The sequence below is a fragment of the Dysgonomonadaceae bacterium zrk40 genome (genome assembly GCA_016916535.1).
Taxonomy (GTDB): Bacteria; Bacteroidota; Bacteroidia; order Bacteroidales; family Dysgonomonadaceae; genus Proteiniphilum.
In genome coordinates this window covers 663,992-677,538 of the sequence record CP070276.1, presented here as the reverse complement: position 1 = coordinate 677,538, position 13,547 = coordinate 663,992, and the positions used below count along the sequence as shown (strand labels likewise).

Sequence of the window (13,547 nt, the reverse complement as noted above, 5' to 3'; positions counted from 1 at the left end):
TGTATCGGAATAATTGTTATTTTTGTGCTCCCGAACCGTTAGCTCAGCTGGTTTAGAGCGCTGCCTTGACAGGGCAGAGGTCACTGGTTCGAATCCAGTACGGTTCACTTCTTCTCTTTCCTGTTCATATGTTTCAGGTATTCACTGGGTGCAAGCCCGAACTCCTCCCTGAAGCATTTTCTGAAATTGGCGTTGCTGTTGAAACCTACCATCATCGATACTGCAGAGATGGTATGTTCACCTGTGAGCAATAGCTCCTCAGCTCTTTGCACACGTAGCTTGCGCACCAAACCGTTCACGTTCATCCCGGTAATGGCCTTTACCTTACGGTAGAGTGTGGAGTGGCTCATGTTCATCTTGTCAGCGATAAAGTTCACTTCCAGTCTGTCATTCTCCAGGTGGGCATTGATCACCTTCTCCAGCTTTTGAATGAATTCACTGTCCAGCGCACTGAGTGATGTGGCCAGTATCTCTGCCTTGTCGGTCATGTTGGCCGTGAGCCTCACCTTGTCGATCAGCTGTTTTCTGGTCTCCAGTAGATTGGTAATTCGGGAATGCAGGAGTCGAGCAGAAAAGGGCTTGGTGATAAACGACTCAGCACCTGTCTCGTATGCCTCAGTGCGATCTTCAATGGAGCTTTTGGCTGTGAGCAGGATAATGGGGATATGGCTTGTAAGCAGATCATCCTTCATTCGTTTCATCATCTCCACCCCATCCATTTCCGGCATCATGATGTCGCTGATCACAAGATCGGGCATCAACTTACGTGCTTTCTCCAGTCCCTTTTTGCCGTCGGCAGCTGTATAGATGGTATACCTCTCTGAGAGCGACTCTTCGATATAATTGAGAATATCAATATTGTCCTCCACAACCAGTATTTTCAGCTTACTCCCTGTTGCAGGTCTCTGGTCATCACCTGCCACTTCTTCCGGATGTTGTTCCGGGAGCGATTGTTGTTCTTTCTCATTCTCGTTCTCACTCTCATGAATGGCATGGGGATAGCGGTTGTCTGTATGCAATCTGAAACGAAAGGTGGAGCCCTTACCCGGTTTACTATCGGCGAAGATCTCCCCTTCATGCAGCTTCACGAGGCTGTAGACCAGTGCCAGCCCTATCCCTGTGCCCATGCGGTACTTGCTCTGCACATCCTGGTAGTAACGATCGAAGATCCTGGGCAGGGTATCCTGATCAATGCCCACGCCGGTGTCTGTCACTGCAATCTCAGTGAAAGGTACTCCCGATTCCTCCACATGATAGAGGCTGAGGGTTACCGACCCCTCATCACAAAACTTCACAGCGTTCGATAACAGGTTCTCCACAATGGTCGATACAATCTCCGGGTCGTACCAGAGCCGGTATTCGCCCTCCTCAATCATGGTTTGAATGGTGATTTTACCGTTGCTGTTCAGTTCCTTGTACTTGTAACCGGCATCACGAATCAGCGTCTCCAGGTTTGAGAATCTGACCACCAGTTGTTTGTTTTGTGATTCTGTTTTTCGAAACTCAAGGATGGTATTGATCTGGTTGAGCAGCCTGTCGGCACTCTTTTGTATCAGTGAGATTTTTTTGCCCTGAGCCATAGTGAGTGATTTATCTTCCCTCAGGTCGCCCAACGGTCCGAGGATCAGAGTAAGGGGGGTGCGCAGCTCATGGGTGATGTTTGTGAAGAATCGCATCCTCTCGGTGTTCAGACGCTGCTCACGGTCGTGATCCTGTTTCTCCAGAATGAGTGAGTTTTCCAACAGCAGCCTCTGTTTGTAGAATCGGATGATGAACAGAAGCACGACAGCGGTGAGCAGCAGGTAGATGAGCTTAGCCCACCAGGTGGCCCAGAATGGAGGAATCACCTTGATCGACATTTGTGTCATATTCTCTTCCCATACCTGATTGGGTATCATTGCCCTGATATAAAGAGTGTAATCTCCCGGCGGCAGGTTGCGGAAGACGATGCTGTTGTCGCCGTGTGTATCATACCAACGCTCATCCAGTCCCTCGAGTTTGTATGAATATGCCATCAGGTCGCTGAGCGATTTGTCCGGTACTCCGAAAGCCACCTTGAACGAGTTGTCGTTGTGGCTGAGTCTTATTTTCGGCATCACCGGCAATCTCAACTCGCTGTCGTTGATCTCATCGCCACGATGCAGAAAGAAGTCGGTAATGATCACCGGTGAAGGTTTGATTTCAGAGGTCACTTCTTCGGGGTGGAACGAGCATAACCCATAGTGAGAGCCAAAATGAATCATGCCGTCTGCTGTTGTGGTTACCGCACCGCTCATGAAATCACCCATGGGGACACCATAGGCGCTGTCGTAGTTGTAGAAACGTTGTTTCTCTCTGTTGAACATGCTGATACCGCTCAATGTGCTCACCCAGACGTTGCCTCTCTTGTCGGCAGCGATTGCACGGATATGCGTGTCGTTGAGACCCTGTTCACTGTTCAATATCTCAAATTTCTCACCTTTCCCCTCAGGTTTGAAAAGTACCAGCCCGTTTCCTGTCGCAATCCATATATTTCCATCGTTGTCGCGGATCATATGGTTCACCCTGTTGGAGGGGAACTGCTGGTTGATGGTGAAATGGCGCTGCTCGTTCATCTCCCTGTCGTAGATGGTGAGGCCGTCACCGAAGGAGCCCACCCATATATTGGCGTTGCTGTCCAGTACGATGCTTCGCACCTGATCCTCGCGCAAGGTGCCTTCTCTTCTGGAATAACTGCGCACCCAATTGCCCGTATGGTCATAAATCTCTATCCCCTTTCCGTTGCCGATGAGGATCTCGCGGCGGTCGTTTTCGGCAAAACATCTTACATCACTGGCAATGCGGTTCCCCATTCCTTCCAGTCTCCCGATTGATGCATTCCAGCGGGTTACATCTCCCGAGTAGGATCCGAACCAGAGGTTGTTACGGGAGTCTCTGAAGGCAGCAATGATGGCATTGTCGGTCAGCGCAGAGTTTTCGGTGTTGAAGTTGCGCTGTTTATCCTTCTCCTGCAGCAGGTCGATTCCGCTGTTATCCGTTCCCACCCATAGACGTCCCTGTTCGTCGCTGCTGATAGCCATCACGATGTCATCGCTCAGTGAATACTCGGGTGAGAGTCTGTTGATGAGACGAAAGGGTGTGTCGCGGTAACTGATGAAGTTGACACCATCGCCGTAGGTGCCAATCCATACATTGCCGAAGTGATCCTGGAAGATGCTCCGCACCGATTTGTTCGAGAGGGTGTTGTAGGTGGTGCCGGGGTAGATGTTTGTGAAAGTGACATCGCCCGGTGAAGAGAACCATTCCTGATGCATATCGAGGATGCTCACCCCTCCGTTCTCGGTGGCAATCCATAGGCGTCCGGTGTTGTCCTGCATGATGTCATAGACGTTGTTGGAGATGAGGGAGCCGGGATTCATGGGATTGTGCCTGAACCGGGTGAACTGTTCGCTATCGGGGTGGAAGAGAGCCAGTCCCCGGTCAGTGCCCACCCAGAGGTTGTCATCTCTGTCGATGAAGACCTTGTATACCTGGTTGCCGGGGATGCTGCGTGAATCAGCTTCGTTGTTCCTGTAGTTCCGGGTTTTCTTCGTCGCCGGATCAAAGATCGTGAGCCCGTCATTCACATGTCCCAGGAAGAGCAGTCCCTTGCTGTTTTCCGCGACCGACCAGATGTTATCGCTTGCCAATTCTGGTAGTGTTCCGGTGTGGTAGTGCGTAAACGTGCCTGTCGCAATATCGAGGTAGTCGAACCCCCGCCAGTAGGTTGTCACCCACAGGTTGCCGTTGTGAGAATTTGTCACGTCTGTCACATCGTTTGTGATCAGACTCGTAGTTGATTCATCGTTGTGAATGTAATGGGTAAACTCCTCTGTAATCGTATTGAAAGCATTCAGTCCATCTCGTTGTGTAGCAATCCATATGATATCCTGAAACCTGTCGGCATAGACACGGTTCAGTTCGTTGCCTGAGATGGAGGTGGTGGTTGACTGTGAGTTCTCTTTCTTATAGGTGCGAAACTGCCTGCCGTCATAACGGTTCAGTCCCGATTCGGTAGCGAACCAGATAAATCCGTTCCTGTCCTGGGTGATACCCATGATGTAACCGTTCGACAAGCCCTCTTCCGTCGTGATGCGGCTGATGTAGAAGGGTGCGGCATGAAGCGACATCGACAGGATGCAGGTGATAAGTGTGAGGAGAAGTCTGTACATGGTGCAAAAATAGCAAAGATTTAAGTAGCATCAACTCCTGCACCTGATTCTTTGCGTTGTAAATGTTAATATAAAGGTTTTCAGTTTGTAAGGAGAGGCGTGGCACGTGTTAATGACGAAAAACAGTCCCTATTTGAGCAATTTCAGTCCATCCCCAGCAATAGTAATCTCTATATTTGCACACTGTATTACCGGACATCGGCGGGACTGCAACGCAATGCAACGCATCCCGTCCAGCACTGTGTGAACACAAGCTGATACAGTTGAAAAAATTGATTAATAACCTTTACAATTAAACTCTTAATGAAAACAAGACAATTTTTATTGCTCATGGGTTTGAGTGCACTCTTCCTCTTCGGATGGAATGCCTGCAGCGACGATGATCCCCAGTGGGGTGATGTTGACGGAGCAGCACCCACGCTCACACTCACTTCGGCTCATATTCAGACCGAAGCAGGACGAACCTTTACAATTGAAGGGTTGGTTACCGACAAGGACGGAATAGCTGCCATCCGTCTGTTGTGCTCTCCGTTGCAGCTAAACAAGACCATCGACATCATCAAGATCTACGAGAAGCCCCTCGAGTCGTACGACCTGAGTTACAGCTTCAAGACAAATGCCGATGAGATTGGCGACTCATTCACCGTGCAGGTGACTGTTGTGGATGTTGGTGGACGCGAAGTGACGCAGGATCTGCTCATCACCATGGATGGTGATTTCGTTGCTCCCGTGTTCAACGCTGCTCCCTCGGATGAGATGACTGTTCTCCTCAAGGAGACCACGCGTCTGAATGTGAAGTTCACGGTAAGCGACGACAAGGCACTGGAAACAGTGACAGTCGCCATCCCCGAGCTGGACTACCTGAAGGAGATCACCTCCTTTACCAACGGCAACAGACTCGATTACAGTGACCCCATTGTGGTACCCTCCGAGATTGCTACCTATAACCTCACCATCACGGCTACCGACAAGTTCGACCACAGTGTCACCCGCACAAGCGTGATCACCGTGAGCGAGATGCCCGACTTCCCGAAGATGTGGCTCAGCGACGTGGAGACGGCAGAGCAGCTGAACAGCGACGTGTTTGGCGTACCCATGCTGATTGACCATACAGGCGAATATGAATATGAAGCACGTTACTACAATGCTGCGGCCGGCACGAAGATCTTCTTCCTCCCGCAGCGCAGTGACTTCTCGCCCATCAGCTTCGGCATCGATCCCCTCGACAACAGCAAGCTGACAGATGATCCGGAGGTAGCACAGCCCATCGTGCTCAATGAAGCCGGTGTCTACTACCTGATACGTTTCAACGTGCAGAGCGGCGACTACAGCATCAGCACCTATCCCGTATCAGAAGCAATCGATCCCATCCCGCACGTGTATGGCTCCATCAGCCTCGATACATGGTTCGACGGTGGCTCATGGTTGCAGGAATTCTACTTCGGATACACCACCAGCGGTCCCGGTGACATCACCCGCTTCGTGCAGGATCCTCAAAATCCGCACCGCTTCTGGCTGGAAGATCCGTTGGTGCTCGAAGCAGGCGAGCAGATGAACTTCATCATCCACAACTGGCACAGCAATGGCTGGTGGAACTACTGCACCTGGCGTGTCGACAACTCTGCCGATCCTGAGAAATTCGACTACTACGGCGACAAGGTGAACCCCGAGTGGACCGGCAAGAAGGGTATGGACAACTGGGCCAAGCCTGTTGTACAGGTCTCCGGCAGCTACAGGTTCTATTTCGATGCACACCTCGGCAGAGGCAAAATGATTCCGGCAAACTAATTATAACACAAAATTCGACATGAGAAAACAATTAATCATACTGTGCCTGTTACTTGTCTCCTTCTACACCCACGCACAGATAACCGTGAAAGGTGTAGTCACATCTGCCACCGACAGTGAGCCGATGATAGGAGCAACCGTGCAGGTGAAAGGAACCTACAACGGGACCATGACCGGTCTCGACGGGGAATATGAACTGAACAATGTGGCAAGCGATGGCGTGCTCATCTTCTCTACCATCGGCTATGAAACGGTTGAGGTGAACATCAGTGGACGCAACACCATCAATGTGGTGATGGAGGAATCGACCGAGCTGCTCGATGAGCTGGTCGTCGTGGGTTATGGAGTGGTGCGCAAGAGCGACCTCACCAGCTCCATCTCAACGGTGAAAGGAGAAGAAATCACCGAGGTGATCACCGGCAATGCCATGGATGCCCTCCAGGGCAAGGTGAACGGTGTGCAGATCACCAGTGGTGGCGGTCCCGGCACCACTCCCAAGGTGCTCATCCGCGGTGTCACCACCGTTAACGGTACCGATCCACTCTACGTGGTGGATGGCATGCCCGTGGGTAACAATATCAACTTCCTGAACAACAATGACATCGAATCGATGGAAGTGCTCAAGGATGCCTCTGCCGCTGCCATCTATGGTACGCGAGGCTCCAACGGTGTGATCCTGATCACCACCAAGAAGGGGTCGGCAGGGAAACCCCGCTTCAACTTCAGTGCCGGTACCGGTTTTCAGACGCTCTCTGATCCCGGCATGGCAGGCGCTTCTGAATATGAGCAGGTGTTCAAGACCCGTTACACCAACGATGGTCGCACACCGGTGTGGAACGGCAAGGATGGTTATACCGATGCGGAAGGTACCGACTGGTGGAATGAGACCGTCAACAAAACAGCGATGGTGCAAAACTACCAGTTCAGCGTTGCCGGTGGCAACGACAAGCTTGTTTACAACCTGAGCCTCGGTTATTTCCGCAACAACTCACAATATGACGTGGGCTATTGGGATAAGATCAACACCCGCCTCAATACCGAGTACACCTTCAACAGAATTGTGAAGCTCGGTTTCAACCTCGCTCCCCGTGTGGAGTCGTGGGACAATACACCCAACCTCTTCTCGGCTGCAATGTCTATGGACCCCACCACGCCCATCTATCGTCCCGAAGAGGAGTGGAGTGAAAACATCTACAACAACTATGCCCGTTCATACAACAACCAGGAGTGGAACCCCCGTGCTTCACTGGCCCGCGCCAATGCACACAGCCGTCTCTATGGCATGCTGCTGAACCCCTATCTGGAGATCAGTCCCATTGAAGGACTCACGCTCCGCACTCAGTATGGTGTCAACGCACAGTTCCGTCGCAGCGACTCCTTCACACCTGAGTTCTTCATCGATGCACTCGAGAAGTCGGACCTCAGTGTTGCCTCCCGCTCCATGAACGAGTGGTTCGATTACAACTGGACCAACACGGCCAATTATATGTTCACAGTGGGTGAGCAGCATCACCTCAACACCATGGCCGGTTTCACTGCCGAGAAGTTTGCCAACTACTGGCTCAACGGCTCCAGCGAGGATATCCCCAACAACAGCGATAACCTGCAGGAGGTGAGTGCCGGTACACAGAACCAGAAAGCAAGCGGCAACACCGGCTACAACACGCTTGTATCCTACCTGGGTCGTGTGATGTATCATTTCGATTATCGCTACTACCTCACCGCATCGGTGCGTGTGGATGGCTCTTCCCGCTTCCCCACAGGCAACAAGTATGCTACTTTCCCTTCGGTATCGGCCGCCTGGCGTGTCAGCAACGAGTCGTTCATGCTGGATCAGGATCTGATCGATAACATGAAGATACGTCTAGGGTGGGGACGCGTGGGCAACCAGTCCATTGCCAACTCAGCCTATATCTCCACCATCGGTTCCTCCGATTATGTCTTTGGCAATACGCCGACACGTGTTCCCGGCACCACCATCACCTCGGTGGGCAACAGCAACCTGCGCTGGGAGACAGTGGAAGACTACAACTTCGGGATCGATCTCACCATCCTCGACAACAGGCTGGATGTGATCTTCGATCTCTATCAGAAGAAGTCGCACGACATGCTCTACCGCAAGCAGAACGTCTTTGTTACCGGTTATCCCGACTGGAACGGTCAGGTATGGATGAACATCGGCAGCATGAAAGCCAGCGGATGGGAGCTGGGACTTAACTGGCGCGACAAAGTGGGTGACTTCGGCTATCAGGTGGGACTCAACCTGTCCCAGGTACGCAACGAAGCCATCAAGTTCTCAGGTGACGGACCCATCCTCACCGGCGGCTTCAATGGCGACCAGATCATCCGCAACGAGGATGGCGGACTCATCAGCCGCTTCCATGGCTACCTTGCCGACGGCATCTTCCAGAACTGGGAAGAGGTCAATGCCCATACCGATGAGCATGGCCGTCTTATCCAGCGCGACGCGCGTCCGGGCGACATTCGCTTCACCGACCGGAACTACGACGGAGTGCTCGATGAGAATGACAAGACATGGATCGGCAATCCCTATCCCGATTTGATGGTAGGATCGAACATTGGTGTCAACTACCGCAACTGGGATTTCTCGGCCAACTTCTACGGCACCCTCGGCAACGACATTTACAACAAGACCAAGGGTCTCTACTCCGGTGTGAGCGGCCAGAATGTTTATGCCGGTACGCTGGCAAAAGCCTGGAGCGGTGAAGGAACCAGTACGGACATCCCCCGTCTCTCGGCCAACGACACCAACCAGAACTACACGCGTGTATCCAGCTTCTACGTGGAAGATGGTTCCTACCTGCGTGTGAAATTGATGCAGCTCGGTTACACGTTGCCGAAGAAGTTTGTCGGCGGCATGGACCTGCGTCTCTCCCTCTCGGCACAGAATCCGTTCACCATCACCGGTTACTCCGGTATGGATCCTGAGCGTCCGCTGCTTGACGGAAGCGTGATCGAGACCGGTATCGATGGCATTGCATATCCCAATCCCCGTACGTTCCTGTTCGGTATTGATTTTAAATTTTAATATCCCCGATGCATATGAAAAAATATTATATCCTTCCAGCACTGATTCTCACCATACTGATTGGTTCCTGCTCCGATTTCCTGGAGGAGGAGGTGAGAGGCCAGGAGAACCTGGACACCTATTTCAAGACAGAAGCCGAAGCTGAGTCGTTTGTGACCGGTTGCTACAATGCCCTCACCTTCAATGGCTGGTGGCAGGTTAACACCGTCTGGCTGCTCTCCGAGATGACCAGTGACGACGGCTGGATGGGCAACACCACCCAGCAGAGTGATTACACCTCTCTCGCCTTCTTCCAGAGCAATGGACAGAGCAACGGTCTCATCTCCAACTTCTGGCAGTATCGTTACAAGGGCATCCTGCGTACCAATATCGCCATCAACAAGATTGCCGAAGCACCCATCACCGATGAGGCCAAGATGGCACGACTCATTGCCGAGGCTAAGTTCCTTCGTGCATTCTATTACTTTGAGCTGGTGAAGAACTTTGGTGGTGTACCCATCGTAGAGAGCTTTGCCATGCCCGATGAGATTCAGGGCATCGAACGCAACAGCGCCGAGGAGGTCTACGCCTTCATTGAGAAAGACCTGCAGGATGCAGCAGCAGTGCTGCCCCAGCGTAGCAGTCAGTCCGACAACGAGGTAGGTCGTGCCACACGTGGTGCCGCTCTCGGTTTCCTGGGTAAGGTCTATGTCTACCAAGGGAAGTGGGACGAGGCAAAGACAGCACTGAAAACAGTGATCGACGAAGGGGAGTACCAGTTGCTCAATAACTTTGGCGATGTGTGGGATATCGATAACGACAACAGCGTGGAGTCGCTGTTCGAGGTGCAGTTCACCTACGATGGTGTCTATGCGCTTGGTGGCAGTCTCTCCGTAGTTGCCGGCAACCGTTCCGGTGGCGATCAGGATGGCTGGGCCTGGGGTCTTCCATCTGCGAACCTTGAGAATGCTTATCTGGAGGCCGGCGACAGCGAGCGTCTGCGCTGGACAATCATCAAGCATGGTGATGCAGACATTGCCGGTGAGCCTGACTTTGAAGAGGTAATCGAGCTGCAGGGTGACCAGAATGGTGACGGCACCTATGCCGTTGATCCCTCCAAGCACAAGTCGGCCCGTCTCATGCGCAAGTATTACATCCCGCTGTCAAAACGTCCCGAAGTGTTCAATATCGACAAGGTACCCCTCAACCACCGCCTGCTGCGCTACGCCGATATCCTGCTGCTCTATGCCGAGGCCTGCAATGAGACCGGTGACGATGTGTCAGCGCGAGCTGCCCTCAACGAAGTGCGTGCACGTGTCGACTTGCCAGCAGTCACTGCCGGTGGCAACGATCTTCGTCAGCTGATCCGCACCGAGCGCCGCCTGGAACTTGCCTTCGAGCAGAACCGCCTCTACGACATCCGTCGCTGGGTGGATGACAATGGCAAGAAGGTGATGAGCAACCTCATGGGTGAGAATGGATCGTTTGTCCGTTGGAACAACAACCCCGACACGCGTGATCCCTATGAGTGGGAGAACCAGCGTGAGTCGAGCGACAAGGGATCGACCTTCCGTGAAGATCGCGACCTGCTCTTCCCGATACCCTTGTACGAGATTACAATGTCGAATGGATCCATCACCCAGAATCCCGGATGGAATTGATGATGGGTGTAATGAATAGAATCGGTATCTGGGTACTTGCCTTGCTGGCAGGAGGGATGATTGCCTGCAGTGACAAGCAGGATGAAAAGAAACTGGAAGAGCCGGTTCCCTCCAATGCGGTAGAGAAGCAGGTAACCCTCAATGCAGCGCTCACCTACCAGACTGTTGCCGGCTTCGGTGCTTCCGATGCCTGGCAGCCAGCCTGGGTAGGCAAGTACTGGACCGGGAGCCGTGACCGCCTCAGCGAGCTGCTCTTCTCACAGGAGATCGCTGATGGACAGCCCAAAGGAATCGGCCTCTCCATGTGGCGTGTCAACCTGGGTGCCGGTTCGGCAGAGCAGGGTGATGCCAGCGGTATCAACACCATCACGCGGCGTGCCGAGAGCTTCCTGACCGCTGACGGGAGCTATGACTGGGAAAAGTGCATGGGACAGCGTTATTTCATGCAGCGTGCCCGTGAGCTGGGTGTGGAGCAGTTCATCCTGTTCAGCAACTCCCCTCCGGTGCAGTATACCTACAACGGTCAGGGTCGCTCCGACCGGGGTGGGTATGCCAACCTGAGAAGTGAATATTTTGACGATTTTGCAGATTACCTGGCCGATGTGGCCTCCCATTTTCATGCGGATGGATACAACATCACCCACATCTCACCGGTGAATGAACCACAGTACAACTGGGAGGGTCACGACCAGGAGGGCAGCGGATGGACCAACGATGAGATAGCTACACTGGCCAGGGAACTGGATCGTGCTCTCAACGAGCGAAATCTTCCCGTTGACATGTTGCTTGGTGAGTCGGGCGACTGGGAGTATTTCTACAAGAGCAAGGGTGATCGTGCCCGCAGCTATGTGGTTGCCGATTTCTTCAATCCTGAAAGACCAACCTATGTCGGTGACCTGAAGCATCTCAAAAACCTGATTAGCGGTCACAGCTACTGGACCGATGGCTCGTGGGAGGGCATGCGTACGGTACGATCGAATGTGGCAGAGATTGCCCGTCAGTACAATCTGGAGGTATGGCAAAGCGAATGGAGTATGATCGGCGATGGTTACAGTTCATCGGAATATGTGGGTCATGAGAATGCCACCACGATGGACATTGCGCTTTATATGTCGAAGGTAATACACAACGACCTCACAGTGGCCGGTGTCACCTCCTGGAGCTTCTGGACAGCCATGGATGTGGCGCACTGGGGCCACCAGAACCGATTCTTGCTCATCTCCCTCACACCCGACGGGGGCGAGTGGGGCGATGTGATGTCGGGTGATGGCACATTTGCAGCCACGCCCACACTGTGGGTGCTGGGCAATTACAGCCGATTCATTCGTCCCGGCTACAAGCGGATTGAGCTCTCCATGAACGAGTCGCGTAGCTTCTTTGGTTCCGGTTATCTCTCCCCCGACGGGAGGCAGCTGGTAGCTGTCTACACCAACCTTAGCGACAAGCCGGTGCAGCTCACCGAGACACGCAAGGGCTGGGACAGCAGTGCCGCGGTGAAGACCTACACCACCTCTACGGTGAAGGAGTTGCAGGAGGCGGTATTTGCCCCGGGCAAACCGGTTGTGCTTGATGCTGCAAGCGTCACCACAGTGGTCTATCAGCTCTGACGCCGCAATCATTATTTTGGAACATACGACAAGCCGGCATCTCTTGTAAAGAGTGTCGGCTTGTTTTTTTATGTCGCCTTTCAGGACAACAAAACGCCTGCTTCCTGATGAATTGTTCAGAGCCCTTCCAACCAGCGGTCCAGCTCCAGCAGGAACTGTTTCTTGTAGGCGAACGATTCACGGTTGCCGAAGCCGTGGCCGCCGGTGGGGTAGAGGAGGAAGGTGACCGGCCGGTCGTGCCGTGTCATCGCCTCCGCGTAACGGAGTCCGTTGGCGGGGGGCACCGCCCTGTCGTCGGCGGCGAAGATGATGAAAGCGGGTGGGGTGTTGCCATCTACGCGCAGCTCGTTTGAGAAGCGGTTGGTGAGCTCTTCCGATGGGTTCTCACCCAGCAGGTTCCTACGTGAACCGCTGTGGGTAAGGAGCGGGTCCATCGTAATCACCGGGTAGAGCAATATCTGGAAGGCAGGCTTTTCAACTACCGGAGCGTGGGTGGCAAAGGTCGAAGCCAAATGTCCTCCTGCCGAGGAGCCCATGATGCCGATCTGTTCCGGGTTCACCTTCCATTCTGCAGCATGCTCCAGTACCATGTTGAATGCAGCCTGCACATCGGCATAGGGGATGCTGTGATCCCCGGCCGGCATGCGGTATTTGAGTACACCCAAGGCGATCCCCTTGCTGAGGAAATATTCGGCCCAGTCGTACCCCTCGTGGAACATTGCCAATCCACTGTAGCCACCGCCCGGCAGTGCGATCACCATCCGTCCCGTCGCCTTCTCCGCCTCCGGCAGGTAGATGCGCAGTGAGGGTGCCGTCAGCCCCTTTTTTGGATCCATATCTGCCTTCGGTTTTTCTTTCACCGTGTTGAGCGGGTACTCCGTGAACTTCGGTTCCTGTGCCGTCAGCGATGTGAGCGAGGCTATCAGGAAGAGCAGGATAAGGTTCAGATGTTTCATATTTCGATATTTTGATGAAGTGTCAATCGACACCCAGACCAATCGAACCCTGTTACAACGTGCGATTGTGACCGATGTGATTGACAAAATTAACTGTTTTTGCATAGAAAGTTGAATAAAATTGGAACAACTATGCAGGAACTACTGCTGATCGCTTGTCGCTGATCGCTTACAACTTAACATTCATGCCAACGATTGCCTAACAACGGGGTGTGATTCTAAGCTGATTCTTGTTGCAGAGCAGATAAATACTCTATATTTGCCCGCAGAGACATAAAAACTGAATAAACATATATTCCTATGAAGAAGTTGATTTT

The 13,547-nt window shown here is 52.9% G+C and carries 6 protein-coding genes and 1 tRNA gene; 5 read left to right on the top strand and 2 right to left on the bottom strand.

All coding sequences use genetic code 11. The features are described 5' to 3' along the window. The first annotated feature begins 32 nt into the window (after nucleotides 1–32). Nucleotides 33–107 (top strand) — tRNA-Val (locus JS578_02980). Here the strand turns inward: JS578_02980 and JS578_02975 are convergent. Continuing rightward, complete coding sequence (locus tag JS578_02975) at nucleotides 105–4,190, bottom strand: response regulator (protein ID QRX64235.1); 4,086 nt, start codon at nucleotides 4,188–4,190, stop codon at nucleotides 105–107. The two genes, JS578_02980 and JS578_02975, sit on opposite strands and share 3 nt — an antisense overlap. 303 nt (nucleotides 4,191–4,493) lie before the next feature. Here JS578_02975 and JS578_02970 point away from each other — a divergent pair, with 303 nt between their 5' ends. From JS578_02970 to JS578_02955, 4 genes are read left to right on the top strand one after another with little or no spacing between them, the layout of a single operon-like run. Next, entirely contained in the window at nucleotides 4,494–5,978 is a 1,485-nt protein-coding gene (locus JS578_02970) for a hypothetical protein (GenBank protein QRX64234.1), read from the top strand. 19 nt (nucleotides 5,979–5,997) lie between these two features. Then, the gene (locus tag JS578_02965) at nucleotides 5,998–9,027 is read left to right on the top strand and encodes a TonB-dependent receptor (protein ID QRX64233.1); all 3,030 of its coding nucleotides are present in this window, start codon (nucleotides 5,998–6,000) and stop codon (nucleotides 9,025–9,027) included. A 14-nt stretch (nucleotides 9,028–9,041) separates the two neighbouring features. Next, nucleotides 9,042–10,667, top strand: coding sequence for a RagB/SusD family nutrient uptake outer membrane protein (locus JS578_02960; GenBank protein ID QRX64232.1), 1,626 nt, complete (start codon nucleotides 9,042–9,044; stop codon nucleotides 10,665–10,667). Nucleotides 10,668–10,678: 11 nt separating this feature from the next. Beyond that, complete coding sequence (locus JS578_02955; protein ID QRX64231.1) at nucleotides 10,679–12,274, top strand: beta-glycosidase; 1,596 nt, start codon at nucleotides 10,679–10,681, stop codon at nucleotides 12,272–12,274. 116 nt (nucleotides 12,275–12,390) lie between these two features. Here JS578_02955 and JS578_02950 read toward each other — a convergent pair whose 3' ends face one another. Beyond that, nucleotides 12,391–13,230: an alpha/beta hydrolase gene (locus tag JS578_02950; protein QRX64230.1), complete on the bottom strand. Its 840-nt coding sequence runs from the start codon at nucleotides 13,228–13,230 to the stop codon at nucleotides 12,391–12,393. Nucleotides 13,231–13,547: the final 317 nt, after the last annotated feature.